14 protein-coding genes and 2 tRNA genes are annotated in these 16,133 nt (G+C 39.1%); 1 reads left to right on the top strand and 15 read right to left on the bottom strand.

Annotation, left to right across the window (positions count from 1 at the left end; all coding sequences use genetic code 11):
* Window positions 1-19: 19 nt before the first annotated feature.
* The 13 genes from HEQ28_RS10145 to HEQ28_RS10085 form a co-directional block, all read right to left on the bottom strand.
* Window positions 20-1,561 carry a YifB family Mg chelatase-like AAA ATPase gene (locus HEQ28_RS10145; RefSeq protein ID WP_434502114.1) on the bottom strand — a complete coding sequence of 514 codons (1,542 nt, stop codon included), beginning with the start codon at window positions 1,559-1,561 and terminating at the stop codon, window positions 20-22.
* 46 nt (window positions 1,562-1,607) lie between these two features.
* Complete coding sequence (locus HEQ28_RS10140; RefSeq protein ID WP_434502113.1) at window positions 1,608-2,606, bottom strand: DUF4369 domain-containing protein; 999 nt, start codon at window positions 2,604-2,606, stop codon at window positions 1,608-1,610.
* Entirely contained in the window at window positions 2,603-4,279 is a 1,677-nt protein-coding gene (locus HEQ28_RS10135) for a tetratricopeptide repeat protein (RefSeq protein ID WP_434502112.1), read from the bottom strand. Before HEQ28_RS10135 ends, HEQ28_RS10140 begins: the two co-directional genes overlap by 4 nt.
* Before the next feature lie 24 nt (window positions 4,280-4,303).
* Window positions 4,304-4,389 (bottom strand) — tRNA-Leu (locus tag HEQ28_RS10130).
* Window positions 4,390-4,420: 31 nt separating this feature from the next.
* Window positions 4,421-4,493 (bottom strand) — tRNA-Gly (locus tag HEQ28_RS10125).
* Window positions 4,494-4,566: 73 nt separating this feature from the next.
* On the bottom strand, window positions 4,567-5,136 hold the full coding sequence (locus HEQ28_RS10120; RefSeq protein ID WP_434502111.1) for a hypothetical protein: 570 nt from the start codon (window positions 5,134-5,136) through the stop codon (window positions 4,567-4,569).
* Window positions 5,137-6,474, bottom strand: coding sequence for an argininosuccinate lyase (gene argH / locus HEQ28_RS10115; RefSeq protein ID WP_434502110.1), 1,338 nt, complete (start codon window positions 6,472-6,474; stop codon window positions 5,137-5,139).
* A gap of 15 nt (window positions 6,475-6,489) precedes the next feature.
* The gene (locus tag HEQ28_RS10110) at window positions 6,490-6,900 is read right to left on the bottom strand and encodes an SRPBCC family protein (RefSeq protein WP_434502109.1); all 411 of its coding nucleotides are present in this window, start codon (window positions 6,898-6,900) and stop codon (window positions 6,490-6,492) included.
* Window positions 6,901-6,903: 3 nt separating this feature from the next.
* Window positions 6,904-7,536 carry an orotate phosphoribosyltransferase gene (gene pyrE, locus HEQ28_RS10105; protein WP_434502108.1) on the bottom strand — a complete coding sequence of 211 codons (633 nt, stop codon included), beginning with the start codon at window positions 7,534-7,536 and terminating at the stop codon, window positions 6,904-6,906.
* Window positions 7,537-7,622: 86 nt separating this feature from the next.
* Window positions 7,623-8,318 carry a ComF family protein gene (locus HEQ28_RS10100; protein WP_434502107.1) on the bottom strand — a complete coding sequence of 232 codons (696 nt, stop codon included), beginning with the start codon at window positions 8,316-8,318 and terminating at the stop codon, window positions 7,623-7,625.
* Window positions 8,311-8,787 carry a regulatory protein RecX gene (locus HEQ28_RS10095; RefSeq protein WP_434502106.1) on the bottom strand — a complete coding sequence of 159 codons (477 nt, stop codon included), beginning with the start codon at window positions 8,785-8,787 and terminating at the stop codon, window positions 8,311-8,313. Before HEQ28_RS10095 ends, HEQ28_RS10100 begins: the two co-directional genes overlap by 8 nt.
* Entirely contained in the window at window positions 8,784-9,641 is an 858-nt protein-coding gene (gene prmC, locus HEQ28_RS10090) for a peptide chain release factor N(5)-glutamine methyltransferase (protein ID WP_434502105.1), read from the bottom strand. The genes HEQ28_RS10095 and prmC overlap by 4 nt, the downstream gene beginning before the upstream one ends.
* A 77-nt stretch (window positions 9,642-9,718) precedes the next feature.
* Window positions 9,719-12,601 (bottom strand): outer membrane beta-barrel protein, encoded by a 2,883-nt coding sequence (locus HEQ28_RS10085; RefSeq protein ID WP_434502104.1) that lies wholly within the window; start codon window positions 12,599-12,601, stop codon window positions 9,719-9,721.
* 248 nt (window positions 12,602-12,849) lie between these two features.
* Here HEQ28_RS10085 and ribD point away from each other — a divergent pair, with 248 nt between their 5' ends.
* The gene (gene ribD, locus HEQ28_RS10080) at window positions 12,850-13,776 is read left to right on the top strand and encodes a bifunctional diaminohydroxyphosphoribosylaminopyrimidine deaminase/5-amino-6-(5-phosphoribosylamino)uracil reductase RibD (RefSeq protein WP_434502103.1); all 927 of its coding nucleotides are present in this window, start codon (window positions 12,850-12,852) and stop codon (window positions 13,774-13,776) included.
* Window positions 13,777-13,819: 43 nt separating this feature from the next.
* On the opposite strand, the gene HEQ28_RS10075 is transcribed toward ribD, so the two are convergent.
* Window positions 13,820-14,299, bottom strand: coding sequence for an RNase H family protein (locus HEQ28_RS10075; protein ID WP_434502102.1), 480 nt, complete (start codon window positions 14,297-14,299; stop codon window positions 13,820-13,822).
* 15 nt (window positions 14,300-14,314) lie between these two features.
* Complete coding sequence (gene argS / locus HEQ28_RS10070) at window positions 14,315-16,132, bottom strand: arginine--tRNA ligase (protein WP_434502101.1); 1,818 nt, start codon at window positions 16,130-16,132, stop codon at window positions 14,315-14,317.
* Between the last annotated feature and the right edge of the window lies 1 nt (window position 16,133).

Below are 16,133 nucleotides of genomic sequence, written 5' to 3'. Positions count from 1 at the left end.
AAAGAGAAATGACTCTTTTTTATCTCTCTGCCCAGTCGCCACGATCGAGTTGGCGATAACTTATAGCCTCGGCTAGATGCTCCACTTTTACACATTCGCTGTTTGCCAAGTCGGCAATGGTACGCGCAACCTTAAGAATACGGCTATAGGCTCTGGCGCTGAGACTAAGTCTCTCCATAGCCATGCGAAGCATCGTTATTCCCTCTTCGTCTGGTTCTGCATATTGATGAATCATCCGTTCGGTCATTTGTGCATTGCTGTGTATACCAATGCAATCCTTGAAGCGCTCTGTCTGTATCTCTCTGGCAGCAATAACACGTTCACGGATATTTTTACTTGGTTCTCCAGGTATAGCCTTGCTTATATCTTTAAAAGGCACTGGGGTAATCTCGCACTGAATATCGATGCGGTCGAGTAGTGGACCGCTAATTTTATTCATATAGCGTTGGATTTGCCCAGGTGTACATACGCAATGGTGAGTTGGGTCGCCATAGTAGCCACATGGACATGGATTCATGCTTGCGACAAACATGAAAGAACATGGATATTCTATATTGTATTTTGCTCTGCTAATCGTGATTTCCCGGTCTTCTAGTGGTTGTCTTAGTACTTCCAAAGTATGTTTGTTGAATTCAGGCAATTCATCGCAAAACAATACTCCATTGTGGGCTAGTGAAATTTCACCAGGCATTGGGTTTGTGCCGCCGCCTACAAGGGCTACTTCTGAAATTGTGTGGTGAGGAGAGCGAAAAGGCCGTTGACTTATTAGTGATGTATTACATCCAAGTTTTCCGGCAATGCTATGAATCTGTGTTGTTTCAAGGCTCTCTGAAAGAGATAATGGTGGAAGTATTGACGGTAATCGCTTTGCCATCATAGACTTGCCACTTCCTGGAGGACCAACCATAATAAGATTGTGACCGCCGGCAGCAGCTACTTCTAAGGCGCGCTTCACATTTTCCTGTCCACGTACGTCGCTAAAATCAAAATCAAAGTCGTATTGCTGTTCGTAGAATTCCTTTCTGGTATCAATAACTGTTGGATTATATTCTTCCATCCCTGTAAGAAATTTCACAACATCAAGCAAGTTTTCCATTCCGTAAACATCAAGATTGTTTACTACGGCAGCCTCTTTTACATTGTCTTTTGGCACTATCAGACCTTTGAATTGTTCGGCTCTTGCTTTTATTGCGATAGGCAGTGCACCTTTTACAGGTTGCAATTTGCCATCAAGTCCCAATTCTCCTACAAGCATGTAGCTAGCCAGTTTGTCGGATTCTATATTTCCATGGGCTGCTAAAAGGGCTATAGCGAGCGGCAGATCAAATCCACTTCCTTCCTTCTTTAAATCTGCAGGTGCCATGTTTACGGTAATATCTGCTTTTGGGAATTTATATCCACAATATTGCATTGCGGCTGCAATTCTGTCACGTCCTTCCATAACCGCCTTATCTCCAAGTCCTGTGAGATGATACATCACGCCAGGATTCATACTCACTTCAATAGTGATAGTGGTTACTTCAAGCCCATTGACAGCAGCGCAATAGGTCTTTACAAGCATATCTTCAATAAATTTTTTATGTTTTTTAGTTGGTTAATAATCTAGATCAGATCATTTTCCCCAGTCGTTGTGTAAGATCGTTAATAGAAAGTCCGCGAGCAACTACACGACCGTTTTGCATCAATATGTTATCTGGTACAGCCAACAAGCCCAACTTCTTTACAAGTGGACTTTCAAACATCTGTTCGTCGCATATTATCGGCCAGTTTATCTGATTTTGCGAAATGTTTCTTTTGCAGTCGGCTTTGCTAGCATCTAAACATATACCGACTATTTGTAGCTTTCCGGCAGCCTTGTCGTTCATATCTTTCAGTCTGCGCTGCATGTCTGTGCTTTCAAAGCTCCATGAAGCCCAAGTGTAGATAAGAGCTATAGGCGAACTTTTCAATGTTGATGAAGAAACAGCTTTGTCGTTTATGTCGTATGCCGTAAAATTGGCAACAGTATTGCCAGATTCAGCATCGCATATTGTTTTCACCTGTGCGATAAGATGATTTACGTAACCGTTGCGTGGTTGTTGATTGTGTAGAATACCAAGCAACTTCATTGCTTTCTTATAGTCTGGCTGTTGGCTCTTCAGAATATATTGCGACACGATAAATGCGCCAACCGGAGATTCAGGATGGTCCCCTATAAACATAGAAGCATACTTAGATATTTCTGGAGGTGAAGCATTTGAAATCTGATGGCGGAATTTTGTCATCAGTTCGTTGTCATCAGTTCCGGTAACCTCTAATTCCTTAAGGTGAGAGGCATCTCCCTTAACGTCTACAGATTTACCAGGTTTAGCAAAAATCGCTTGTTCTGAAAAGTTTGGGAACACTACCACCAATACGCATTCGTTTTCACACGGCATCTCGTATGAGAAGCGTCCACCTTCAACCTTTATTGTGTCTATACCACTCAGACCACCATCTGGGCTATAAACATAAAACTCACCCTGGTTGAGGTTTGTGAGTCGACCTTCAATCTCAAAATGATGATTGTCGGTTCCACAAGATACCAAAACCAGGGTGAATAGTATAAGAAAACTTATTTGTTTCATTTATTGAGTTTTGCGAATTCTAGATCCTTGTTGGCGTATGTAGCCAAAGAAGAATCCTTCTGCAGAGCTTCCTTTAGATAAGTGTTTGCATCAGAGTTGTTACCCTGACGAGCGCAAAGAATTGCGTGTAGATAACTTGTTACTGCGTCAGCGTTCTTAACATTCTTGATTGTCTGCTCAGCAGCAGCATAGTCTTTATTAAGAATCTGTGCAAGAACAGCACTATTGTTGTTAGATTTGCTGAACTCATCAGCTGCATTAGCATAGTTTCCACGTGCTATATTCAAGTTGCCAAGTACTTCATTGAATCCGTTTCCGTTAGCGGCTTTAGCAAGGTTGTTCTGAGCCTCTTCAAGCTGACCGTTTAAAAGGTTGATATATGCCTTGTTAGCATAAGCCTCTGGAGCATCAGCGTTAGCCTTGATAGCTTCGTTGATATACTTGTTGGCAACATCTTCGTTACCCTTGTTTAATTCAAGAGCTGCGATATTGTTGAATGCACGATAATCGTTGCTATACAATTCTGCTGCCTTTTTGTAGATGTCCTCTTTCTTTGCTGCGTCGTTTTCAAGAGATGCTGCATAAAGAAGTTCATCAACAGAAAGTTTTGATGGATCAGCAGCATACTGCTCGTTGATCTGCTCATCGCTGCGACCGATAGTTTCGTAGTTGATGATAAGGCGACTGCGACGAAGTTCTGGAAGAATCTCGTTAGCAAGTTCACGGAAGCCTTCGCTCATGTTACGAATCTGCTGCTCGCGCTGCTGTGGGTCTTTATACATAGAAAGAACACGAAGGATTACTTCCTTGTCCTGAATGTTACTTGCCTGTACAAGCTGCTGGAAACCTTCCCAATCCTGAGCTGTGTAGTGAGCATCTATATCAGTCTTAACTTTAGTAGCCTTAAGCTGATTCTTTACATATCCCTCACTAGTGTTCTGACGCTTGTTAGCTAGTTTGTTGTTGAAAGAGAAACCACCTTCTGGTGAAGCGTAAGCCTGAATTTCAACATTCTTTATAGCTAGTTTCTCGCGATCAGCGTTGATATTCTTCAGCATTTTGACAAATTCTTTAACACTGTTGTTCTTCAACTGACTACTGCGCAAGTTAGCTTGGTTGATGATGAACTTAACATTAGCTTCCTGCTTCTTAGCGTTGATGCGCTGGAAAGAATCTGGAGCAATGCAAGCACCTTCATTTGTCATAGTCTTTTTGTAGAGTTCTGATGTTGAGATTACACCTGTTGCAACCTTAACCTCAGGAACGTTTACTTTCTTCTTTCCAATGTGTGCGTCAAAAGTGAGATACATGTCACTACTCTGCATTTCTGGAACATAGTCGAAAGCAGCTTTCATAGTATATCTTCCTCCAACCTTATATTGGATGACCTGATTGTTGCCCATTACCTTCTGACCCTGGAAAGTAGTGCTTTGGCCTTTAGCTACAAGACCATTGCCATATCTCAATTCAGGAGTTACTGTAACAGTAGCTTTCTTCTTCATGTACTTCTCTGGGAATTGTCCGTCTACAGTAGCAGGAACTTTTCCTCCAAGAGTCTCAAGTGGGTTGGGAGTTATTGTAAAATTGTCGGCAGAAAGTTTGCCTAATTTAGAGCATGATGTCGTTAATAACAATGAACATGCAGTTAATGAAAGAATTAGATTTTTATTCATAAACGTAATAAATTTAATAGGAAGTGCCGCGAGCGGGACTCGAACCCGCACAGCCATTACTGGCCAAGGGATTTTAAGTCCCTCGTGTCTACCAATTCCACCATTGCGGCAAAGGAATTAAGAACTATTAATAAACAGTTGAGCGGAAAACGGGACTCGGACCCGCGACCCCGACCTTGGCAAGGTCGTGCTCTACCAACTGAGCTATTTCCGCGAAAAAGTGATGCAAAGATAATGGTTAATATTCAAACTGCCAAATGAATTTACACATTTTAAATATTAATGCGTTAATTGTACACGTTAAGTGTTCCATATGCACCTGTTGTTGATGCATGATATCTGGTAAGTTTGTTACCTTTGTCCCCACTTGTTATTATACCTCCGTTGTTGAGGTCGTATTGTCGTTTACACACATTACATGTAGCGATACCGCTTGTTGATATAGATAATTTTTTACTTCTTACAGGTATGGCGTCTGGGTCAAAACAATTAGGACACTCTAAGTCGTAAGCATAGAAAGTCAGCGGATCGCTTAGTTTTCCATATCCTACAACAAGTCCGTTGTTAAATCCAAGTATGTGAGTGCGTTGCTTGTCAAGATCTGTAAGAATTGTCTTTTCTGTAAGTCCAGAGCTATTCGTAAATGAATAATACTGAGCTCCGTTTTCAGTAATAAGACTTATCGTACAGAAAACACCACTATATGGAGTCATGGCTTCTGCAAGTCGTGAATTGTTGTGATTGCCGTTTTCAAATATAAAATAGCATCTGTTACTGCTAAACTCATTTTGCACATTGCTGCATGAGTTAGTCAGCAGTAATAAAATAAATGCTATTATTATATTTTTCTTCCTCATTTATTTTAGAAGTTCTTTTTCTGCGTTGGTCATACGTTTAAAGTTAAAACCTTTCAATGTATCTTCCATCAGATTCTGTATCTTGTCGTTGCAAAGATTTCCGATACTTCCTTCATGGGTGTGATGAATGTTTCGGTCAGCCTTGAATGTGCCTGCTTCTATTTCAAGTCCTACCTTCTTATATGCGTCACGGAATGGCATTCCTGCTGAAGCAAGTTGGTTTACTTCCTCAACAGAGAACATTGGGTCATACATGGAATTTTCAAGTATATGCTCGTTTACCTCCATCTTGTTTATGATGTAAGCAGCCATCTGCAGACAGTCTTTCAATTCGTCGAATGCAGGCAGAAATACTTCTTTTATGATTTGCAAATCACGGAAATATCCTACAGGAAGATTATTCATGATAAGCATTATCTGCTGTGGCAGACTTTGAATCTTGTTGCTCTTAGCGCGTATAAGTTCAAAAACGTCTGGGTTCTTCTTATGCGGCATGATGCTACTTCCTGTGGTACATTCCTTTGGAAGTTTTACGAAATTAAAGTTCTGACAGTTGAACATGCATGCGTCGAAAGCCATCTTTGCAAGCGTCCCGGCAACAGTAGAAAGTGCAAAAGCAACATTACGTTCCATTTTGCCACGTCCCATCTGAGCATAAACAACATTATAATCCATTGAGTCAAATCCCAATAACTTTGTTGTCATTGTACGGTTCAGTGGGAAACTGCTTCCGTAACCTGCAGCCGAACCTAGAGGGTTGCGGTTTGTCATCTTGTATGCTGCTTGAAGAAATAGCATGTCATCTGCAAGTCCCTCGGCATAAGCGCCAAACCAGAGTCCGAAAGAACTCGGCATTGCTATCTGCAAATGAGTATAGCCTGGCATGAGAACATCTTTGTATTGATTACTCTTACCAATAAGTTCATCAAAGAGTAACTTGACACTGTCTACAATTTCTTTAAGCTCATGACGAGTGTATAACTTTAGGTCTATAAGCACTTGGTCGTTACGACTTCTTCCCGAATGTATCTTCTTTCCCATGTCACCCAATTTCTGGGTAAGCATAAGTTCCACTTGTGAATGTACATCCTCAACGCCTTCCTCAATTCTGAACTTTCCGCTCTCGCATATCGCGTAGATATTTTTAAGTTCAATAAGAAGTTTGTCAAGTTCGTCTTTTTCAAGTAGTCCGATACTTTCTAGCATTGTGATGTGAGCCATAGAGCCCAGTACATCATATTTAGCTAGATACAGGTCCATATCTCGGTCCTTGCCCACTGTAAAGCGTTCAATTTCCTTGTTTACTTCAAAGTCCTTCTCCCAAAGCTTATTTGCCATAGTTATCTATACTCGTTAATCGTATTTAATCATTTGCAGTGCGTCGGCAATCTTTTCGATACCTTCCTGCAATGGTTTTGAAACCATACCCTTAATGAAAGGATTAAGTTCAGCCTTGATAGTTAGCTTTATCTTGCTACTGGCTTCGTCTACTGGCAAGATCTGAATCCATAAATTGAAAGGCAATGGACTCTTTTCTGTTTCAAACTTGATGCAACTTGGTTCTTCACGTTCAATAATATTTAATTTCACTGCACCCATAGGAGAACTTATTGAAATTGAATTCTCATCGAATGTGAGATCTTTTATCTTGTCTTCTGGTAGACGGTCCTTTATTCTTTCGATATTACTTAAATCGCTCAGCAGATTATATACATTCTGTTGAGGATAGTTTATCTGTCGGATAGTACTTTCGAATGTTGCCATATATTATTTATTCCAGTTTGCTGGATCTTTGCGCCATTTGTGTAAAACTTCTACATCGTCTTCTGCAATATATCCTGTTTCAAGAGCTTCTGCTACAACATGATCGTAGTCGGTAAGTGTAACCAATTTAACTTTAGCTTCCTCGAAAGCCTTTTCGGCAACAGGGAAACCATAAGTGTAGCTTGCAATCATACCAATCACGTCACAAGCATTGTTGCGGATAGCTTCAACTGCTTTAAGACTGCTGCCGCCTGTAGAGATAAGATCTTCTACAACAACAACTTTCATTCCTGGTCTCAGTTCACCTTCGATAAGATTTTCCAATCCGTGATCTTTTGGTTTAGAACGAACGTAAACGAAAGGAAGGTTTAATGCGTCGGCAACAAGTGCGCCTTGAGCAATGGCTCCGGTAGCAACTCCGGCGATAGCCTCTACATCAGGGAAGTGTTCCAAAATGTTGTGAACTATTTCCAACTTTACGTAGTTACGCAAGTCAGGATAAGACAATGTCTTTCTGTTATCGCAATAAAATGGTGATTTCCAACCTGAAGCCCAAGTAAAAGGATTGTTTGGTTGCAATTTAATGGCTTTTACCTTAAGCAACTTCGAAGCGAAGTCTTTCTTTAAAATGTCCATTTTCAGTATGGTTTTAATTATAAATTAGTGCAAAGTTAGTGGAAATATCCCACAATACAAATTTTTAGTGTGAATTTTACTTTTATTTACGGTTTTACAAATCCCAGTGAAACAATGCTTATCTTTATGCCCTCTGCCTTCATTAGTTGCTGTGAACATGCAATAGTCGTTGCCCCTGTTGTTACAATGTCATCAACAAGTAGAATGTGATGATTGGCTATAGCTTTTGTGTTGATAATGCTGAATGCGTCCTTCACGTTTTCCTTGCGGTCTATCACGTCTTTGTGAGTCTGGCTTTCCTTGAAAAGTGTTCTCTTAACTATCTTATTGTTGATTTTTATTCCCGTTACATTACTTATTCCTCTGGCAATCATCATACTTTGATTGTAGCCTCTGTTGTGTTGTCTCTTTTTTGTCAAAGGAACTGGTATAATCATATCAATGCCTTCGAAAAAGTTTTCGTTATTGAATTCTCTTGCTGCGATTTCTCCAAGGCTGATTCCTATTTCAGGACAATGATGATATTTCAAATCATAAATGGCTTTGCTCACTGGTGCTTGTGCATCATAGAAAAATAGAGCTGAGGTTTTCTCTATCGGTATTTGTTTCCAATAAAGGCGATTCATCATGTTATCATACGGTGAACGTTCATACCACGTGCGTGGAATGTGTCGGTCGCAACTGCTGCACAGGGTCTGTTCCGTTATGCTGAGCCTACATCCGCAAATCGCACAACAACGTGGGGCGATAAGGTCTATAAGTCTGCTGAAAAAACTAATCATCCGCTAACTCGTCTGCTTCGTCAATACACATACGAATGATTCTCATATCGAAACCTCTGCCCATAGCGAATTTGATGAGCTTCATTGCTCGTTCATATTCGTTGCGAGCTTTTATGGTAGGATATTTCTGTTTTATAAGCGGGCGAAGTTTCTCTAGATACATATCGTCGGGAATTTCTTCAAACACAGGATCAGAAATACTGCGAGGTATACGTTTAATATATAAAGCCTGCTCTACCTTTTTGCGTCCCCATCCGTTATATTTGATCTTGTCTTTTACAAAAGCTTCGCAGAATCGGGCGTCGTCAACAAACTTATTTTTAGTGAGATATTCCATTATTCGTGCTTGCGCATTTTCTGATATTTCCCATTTATTCAGTTTGTCTATAAGTTCCTGCGTACAATGTTCACCTTGTGCGCATAGAGATGATAGTTTCAGTTGTGCTTCTTTTTCAGATATTTGTTTCATTTATAGCAGATTGTGAATCGTTGTTTACCAAAAATATCACTAACGGTTCTTATATTCTTATAATTAAGTTCTTTAAGCATACAGATTGTCTCATTTGCATAAATAGGGTTTATCTCAAATGCAAGCATCCCGTCACGTTTTAAAGATTTAATACCATACTCGGCAATAGCTCTGTAAAACTTTAATGGGTCGTCATCAGGTACAAACAAAGCTGTATCTGGTTCGTAGGCAAGCACATTTTCAGCCATATCCTTTTTTTCGTTGTCACAGATATATGGTGGATTACTTACTATAATGTCCCATCGATTTATATTCTCGTCAGTAATATTCAAGGCATCTTCAAGTTCAAGATTTACTTTCGCCTCAAGTCTGTGCGCATTTTCACGTGCAATGATAAGTGCATCCGAAGAAATATCCCATGCTGTGACATTAGAATTCCAAAGATCAAGAGCCAATGTTATCGCAATACATCCGCTTCCGGTGCCAATATCTAGTACGTTTATTGGTTCAGGAGGTTGAAGAGCGCAGTATGGTCGATTGTATTCTTTGATTATTTCTTTGCACAATCCGTAAGTTTCTGGTCTTGGAATCAATACGCCTGGTGCTACCCTGAAAATTCTACCGCCAAACTCTTCCTGTTCTAATATGTATTGTATCGGCTCTGACTTTTTGAGTCTTTCTATACATTCATTCAACTGTGCTATTTTATCATCAGAGAGTTCTTCTATTTTTCCACACAGAATATCAGTAAGATTCATTCCAAACCTCACTTCCAAAAGTAATCTCACAATGGCTTTGGCTTCACCTTCATCATATATACCTGTGAGGCTTCGCCATAATTCACTATATGTCATGGTGCAAATTTAATGAAATTTGCTCTAATTGTCAGCAAATCATTAAAATAATAATTATAAAAAGAGTTCTTAGTCACTTATCGTGGGTTGACACTAATCTTATAACCAATTGTCAACATTACATAGCTAGGAATGCTGTTATAGAATGTTTCCGTACGACCTTGTCCATTGACGACGAATGAATGATTTGATATTTTTTGCAACAAGTCATACCCTGTTACACGGAGATCAAGTTTGTTTTTGATAAAACTTCGAGACAAAGACATGTTCCATATTAAATAGTTGTTATTGGCAGCGCTTTCACTGTAGCCTCTGCGTGAATACATTTTCAAGTCTGTAGAAATTCCGATATTAAGAGGTAATACATAAGTGGCTGTCATACCATAATTAAAATCAAATACATTCATTGTAGAGAAGTTATCGCTAAGACTAACGGAATTGTGCCATTCCATATTGCCAATCAACGCACTACGGAATTTATTCTTCTGCATCGTAAGCTTCAATCCATCTGTAACATAGATGTTGTTAACCTTACTTATCTGATAGTCTGCACTTCCTGCAAGCGTTACAAAGTCTACATTGCGATTGAAGTTGAAACTGGCATTATTCTCCAGGTTCCATAATCTATCCTTGTCAAGTGCCATTGAGAATCCATTACTTACAGAACCGGTCCAATTGCCATTTATATTACGTGGCTGATATGTGTATACACCACTTGACTGATTGTATGTAACGGCATTTCCAATAAGATTTCTGTCAATCCTAAAATCAGCTGCTATATTATATTGAGCCTGCATACTTGCAATTCTGTTACGGAATCCCAAATGGAATACATGACTTAATGAATTTTTCAAGTCATTGTTTCCGCGATACCTTGCGAGTGGATCGGTTGTATCGGTAACATTTATTTTCTTTATCAACTCTGGCGTATTTATTTCTGTACCATAACTCATATCCAATCCCAATCCCTTAGGTGTTGAATAGTTGAATGATACTGACGGAGTAAACAGCCAGTTGCGATTAAACGCCATTGTGTCTAAACTGGCTTTCTGGTAGCGCAGCTTTTCATACTTATTAATGATGTTGATATTTAAGTCAAACCTCATCTTGCTTTCCTTGTCATCCTTGTCATAGAATACATGGAAGAGACCTGAATGTTCACGTGAATGATACCATGTGTAGTTACTATTACCATAGTCTAGAGCTGCCAAAAGCGAATCTCTTGTTGAAGGAATATCACCTATATGGTGACTCTTTGACCAGCCATCCAACCAGTCGAGTCTGTATTTATCATGTATCTCATGTCTGTACTGCTGATGATACTCATATCCCATAGCAATGTTCCATTTACTTAGCAAATGAATATTGTAACTACCCCATACTTTGTATCTAAAATGAGTCGTTGGTTCCTTACTATATTGATTCTGCAGATCATCATGGTTTTGATTCATATATCTAATCTGATAGTCATTGAATACGGTACTTTTCTCTTTCGTATATGTGGCATCAATATTCACATCAAAATGGTCTCCCCAAGGTAGTTTTTTGGACGTACCGAGTACTTGCCATAGTGAGGAATAATATCCATGTGTATCAAAATCTTTTTGCATACTATTTACCATTGTTGTATCAATGGGTTGCAACTCCGATTTAAATATCCTGTCTATCAAACTCTCTGCGCTTTCATTGCCATGAAACGGGCTCTTATTATAAGTAACCGAACGCTGTGTATACCATGAACCACAATTATAATACATCCATCCTGTACTTGAAGATATATAAAAAGGTTTTGATATAGTAAGTTCATTGTCTATAAGAGAATATATTCCATGACCTCTTACGTTTTGAGATGAAGCCACATAATTTTCATTTGTAGGCAGAAATGTAGAGGCAACAGTTCTTGTATTATTCTCCGAATTAGTCCATTTTAGTGTTGCTGTCAAATCATTCTTAACAGTTTCTTCTTTGTTTGCAGAAAAAACATACATTCCAACAGCCTTTATAGAAGCAACACCATTATACAAAGAACGGGGATTCCATTCGCCATCAGATCCGGGAGAGTATTCTTGATTCAGGTTATTAAAATTACCAAATAAAGTAAAGCGTGAATGTGGCGTGTATCTCAGCCCAAACAATCTACCAGTATATCTGTTATGTGTTCCGTATCCTCCCTCTGCATTAGCAATGTAGCCCTTAGAATATTCCTTTTTAAGTTTAACATCCATCACAAACTCTTTACGCTCATTATTATATCCAAGATATTTACTGCGATCAGTCATTTTATCATAAAAGCTCACATTCTTAACGGTGTATGCTGGAAAATTCTTTAGGGCCAATTGTTTGTCTTTTTTGAAAAAAAATTCACCCTGTAACATCAGATTGTCCACCTTCTTTCCATTAAGATATATCTCTCCGGTATCTGTAAGTTTTACTCCAGGCAATTGTCGAATGAGTTCGTCAAGCATAGAACCATTTGGAAGATTGAATGCATCGGCATTATACACAACAGTATCATTCTTGAATACAATCTTAACCCTTGTAGCTTTTACTACTACGTCTTTCAAGTCCTTGCCTTGCAAAGTCTTTATCTTATGCTTCATATAATGAAATGGTGCATCAAAATACTCATTTCGTCCCACATATTTCACGTCATACTTAATATAACATGTTTCATAATCGGGATGTTCTGCCTTGATGATATATTTTTTAGGTTCAGCAGGTATGCTAAACTTATAATAAGAGTCCATATAGCTTTTGTCTTCATTAAAATATTGAACAGTCTGACTATCAATAGGCACCTTGTTTTCGTCAAGAAGGGTGACTTTCACGTTCTTAATTCCACCATTGGTGAATGCGTCTTTTACATGTCCACAAAGTAGTATTGTTCTGTTATTAGACTGCATTGGTATTGCTACCAGTAGTATTAGCACAATAAGTAATGTTCTTCTTGTTTTTTCCATTATATGTTGATTGGTATGTGGTTATTAGATGAATATATTATATTCATTGTTTTTTAGCCATTAATTCTATGGCAAAAGTACTATTTTTTTTACAATTAATGTCTGTTTTAGTCATTATTTTGACTACAAAATATATAAATATCATGTTTTTTAATCTATTTATAATAAACAAAACTGTTGTAATTATTTGGTAATGATATATTTAATAGCTACATTTGTAAACACACAATGTTATTTTTTTAATAGATATGAAACTTGAATATTACATGCGACGTTGTCTTCAACTGGCGCGTAATGGTATGCTTAACGCTAAACCAAATCCTATGGTAGGAGCTGTTATTGTTTCTGCCGATGACAGGATAATAGGTGAAGGTTATCATGTGCGTTGTGGTGAAGGGCATGCTGAAGTGAATGCGTTCGCAAGCGTGAAACCGGAAGACGAACACTTGCTTAAAGAATCTACAATATACGTAAGTCTTGAACCATGTTCGCATTATGGAAAGACTCCACCCTGTGCTGATCTCATTATAAGTAAAGGTGTAAAAAGATGTGTATGTGGCTGCATAGACCCTTTTGCTAAAGTGCAAGGGCGAGGAATACGCAAACTTCGTGAAGCGGGAATAGAGGTTGTCGTGGGTGTGATGGAAAAAGAATGTCTTGAACTCAACAGACGTTTCATTACATTCAATACCCATAGCCGACCTTATATAATATTGAAATGGGCACAGTCTGCAAATGGTTTTATTGATAACGATTTTAAAGCTTTTACTTTTTCTACTCCATTCACAAAGATGTTATCTCATAAACTAAGAGCAGAGAACGATGCAATACTTGTGGGACGCATTACAGACGAACGAGAACATCCAATGTTGAACGTGCGTGAGTGGCACGGTAATGATCCTATGCGCATCGTATTAACTCACGATACAGATATTAATGAGATGTTGAAGGAGCTGTATTCAAAAAAAATACAGTCAATCATTGTTGAGGGGGGAGCGAAAACTCTAAATTCATTCCTTGATTTGGATCTATGGGATGAAATACGCGTAGAGACATCTCCTAAATATGTAAATAATGGTACTAAAGCGCCAATGCTTCCATACAATATACGACTTACAAACAGCTTTGATATTGATGGGAATAGCATAAAGACTTTTTTAAAATATACCGAGTAGAAATAAAAAATCATCTTTACAATATCGTAAAGATGATTTTTTGTTATTTGTTTTTTCTGCCGAAGTCGGCTGGAACCTCTCCCCACTTTTTTGTTTCCCATTTTATGATAGGAACGTTTATGTTGTGGGTGCGTAGCCATTGCTCAGCGCGCGCTACAATTTGATATAACTCTTCAGTGCGTGGATTACGTTCCAACTTAGTCTTACATGCTTTTTTGTTTACCCAAAGTATGGCATTATAACTGTCAGAATATATCACCTTGTCTTTTATCCCTTGTTTTTCCATAAGTGCCAATGCATGAACAATAGCAAGGAATTCACCAATGTTGTTTGTCCCATGCACAGGACCGAAATGGAAAATCTGAGAACCATTGGCAAGGTCTATACACTGATATTCCATCGGACCAGGATTGCCCGAACATGCTGCGTCAACAGCCCAAGCATTAGCCTTTACTTCTAAAGGTAATGGCAGTACGGTATCGTTGCGCCAGTCGGGTGGATTTGTCAGATTGGAATTTGTCATAATCAGTTTAATGTATTACATTCTTTCTGGAACTTCGATACCAAGTAGAGCCATACCGTTCTTGATAACTTTGGCAACATTCTGTGCCAATACAAGGCGTGTAATCTTCTCTGCTTCATTTTCAGCATTTAGTATGCTGTAGTCATGATAGAATTGGTTGAAGTCTTTTGTTAGTTCATAGCAATAGTTTGCTATTCCGCTAGGACTGTAATCTTTTCCTGCTTGTTCTAGAGCTGCACCAAACTCATTCATCTTCTGAATAAGTTCTATTTCCTTTTCTTTAAGCGGTGCATCTGTATTCAGCGATTCAGGAATGCTAATGTTCTCAGCATGAGCCTTACGGAGTATAGAACGGATACGTGCGTATGTATATTGAATGAAAGGACCTGTATTACCGTTGAAGTCAATACTCTCTGCTGGGTTGAACAGCATGTTCTTGCGTGCGTCGACTTTTAGGATAAAGTATTTAAGTGCACCAAGACCGACAATGCGTGCTACTTCCTGCTTCTCGTCATCCGTCATATCCTTGAACTTACCAAGCTCATCACTTGTCTTTCTTGCATCTTCAACCATAGCTGATACAAGTTCATCAGCATCGACAACGGTACCTTCACGGCTTTTCATTTTTCCGTTAGGAAGTTCTACCATGCCGTATGAGAAGTGGACAAGTTCCTTTCCCCATTTGAAACCAAGGCGATCAAGTAATAGCGACAGAACCTGGAAATGATAGTTCTGCTCATTACCTACAACATAAATCATTTTGTCAATAGGAAAGTCCTTGAAACGCATATCAGCTGTACCGATATCCTGTGTCATATAAACAGAAGTACCGTCGCTTCGGAGCAACAGTTTTTGGTCAAGACCATCTTGTGTCAGGTCAGCCCATACACTGTTGTCATCCTTGCGGAAGAAAAGTCCCTTTTCAAGACCTTCCTCTACCTTCTTTTTGCCCTCGAGGTATGTATTTGATTCATAATATATCTTGTCAAAGCCTACTCCTAGAGCCTTGTATGTCTCGTCAAATCCTGCATAAACCCATGCATTCATCTTTTCCCAGAGAGCACGCACCTCAGGATCGTTGTGTTCCCATTTTACAAGCATCTCATGAGCTTCTTTTATAAGTGGAGCTTCATTCTTTGCCTTCTCGGTAGCAGCTTCCTCGGTCATCCCATCCTTTATATATTGGGCTTTCAACTCTTCGCATTCAGCCTTATAATGCTTGTCAAAAGCAACATAGAAGTCACCAATAAGGTGGTCACCCTTTTTCTCTGCTTTCTCAGGAGTTATTCCTTCTCCCCATTTCTGCCAGGCAAGCATACTCTTACAAATATGGATACCACGATCGTTGACAATATTTGTCTTTACAACCTTGTTACCATTAGCTTCCATAATCTGGGCAAGCGACCAACCGAGCAGGTTGTTACGAACGTGTCCAAGATGAAGTGGCTTATTTGTATTTGGAGAACTATACTCGATCATTACCAGTGGAGAATTCTCTGTAACTTGTTTCTCACCAAACTTCTCATTGGCATTGATATCATTTAATAGAGCAATCCAAGCCTCTTTAGCAATGACAAGATTAAGGAATCCCTTAACAACATTGAAACCAGCTATCGCACCACAGTTCTTAACCAAAGCTTCACCAATTTCATTGGCAGTATCTTCTGGCTTTTTCTTTGATATCTTAAGAAAAGGGAAAACCACAAGAGTAAGATTACCCTCAAAGTTACTACGTGTCTTTTGCAGTTGCACCATATTTTCGTGCACATCCTGACCATAAAGTTCTTTCACCACGCTGATGACAGAACTGCATATTTCATTCTCAATATTCATA

The sequence above is a fragment of the Prevotella sp. genome (genome assembly GCF_051059605.1).
In the GTDB taxonomy this organism is placed as follows: Bacteria; Bacteroidota; Bacteroidia; order Bacteroidales; family Bacteroidaceae; genus Prevotella.
The sequence above is the reverse complement of the archived record's forward strand: the minus strand, read 5'-3'. Positions and strand labels throughout refer to the sequence as shown.

What these genes read in the sequence shown, in the direction of transcription:
- HEQ28_RS10145 (WP_434502114.1), bottom strand. Translation starts at nt 1,561, where the DNA reads ATGCTTGTAAAGACCTATTGCGCTGCTGTCAATGGGCTTGAAGTAACC.
- HEQ28_RS10140 (WP_434502113.1), bottom strand. Translation starts at nt 2,606, where the DNA reads ATGAAACAAATAAGTTTTCTTATACTATTCACCCTGGTTTTGGTATCT.
- HEQ28_RS10135 (WP_434502112.1), bottom strand. Translation starts at nt 4,279, where the DNA reads ATGAATAAAAATCTAATTCTTTCATTAACTGCATGTTCATTGTTATTA.
- HEQ28_RS10120 (WP_434502111.1), bottom strand. Translation starts at nt 5,136, where the DNA reads ATGAGGAAGAAAAATATAATAATAGCATTTATTTTATTACTGCTGACT.
- argH (WP_434502110.1), bottom strand. Translation starts at nt 6,474, where the DNA reads ATGGCAAATAAGCTTTGGGAGAAGGACTTTGAAGTAAACAAGGAAATT.
- HEQ28_RS10110 (WP_434502109.1), bottom strand. Translation starts at nt 6,900, where the DNA reads ATGGCAACATTCGAAAGTACTATCCGACAGATAAACTATCCTCAACAG.
- pyrE (WP_434502108.1), bottom strand. Translation starts at nt 7,536, where the DNA reads ATGGACATTTTAAAGAAAGACTTCGCTTCGAAGTTGCTTAAGGTAAAA.
- HEQ28_RS10100 (WP_434502107.1), bottom strand. Translation starts at nt 8,318, where the DNA reads ATGATTAGTTTTTTCAGCAGACTTATAGACCTTATCGCCCCACGTTGT.
- HEQ28_RS10095 (WP_434502106.1), bottom strand. Translation starts at nt 8,787, where the DNA reads ATGAAACAAATATCTGAAAAAGAAGCACAACTGAAACTATCATCTCTA.
- prmC (WP_434502105.1), bottom strand. Translation starts at nt 9,641, where the DNA reads ATGACATATAGTGAATTATGGCGAAGCCTCACAGGTATATATGATGAA.
- HEQ28_RS10085 (WP_434502104.1), bottom strand. Translation starts at nt 12,601, where the DNA reads ATGGAAAAAACAAGAAGAACATTACTTATTGTGCTAATACTACTGGTA.
- ribD (WP_434502103.1), top strand. Translation starts at nt 12,850, where the DNA reads ATGAAACTTGAATATTACATGCGACGTTGTCTTCAACTGGCGCGTAAT.
- HEQ28_RS10075 (WP_434502102.1), bottom strand. Translation starts at nt 14,299, where the DNA reads ATGACAAATTCCAATCTGACAAATCCACCCGACTGGCGCAACGATACC.
- argS (WP_434502101.1), bottom strand. Translation starts at nt 16,132, where the DNA reads ATGAATATTGAGAATGAAATATGCAGTTCTGTCATCAGCGTGGTGAAA.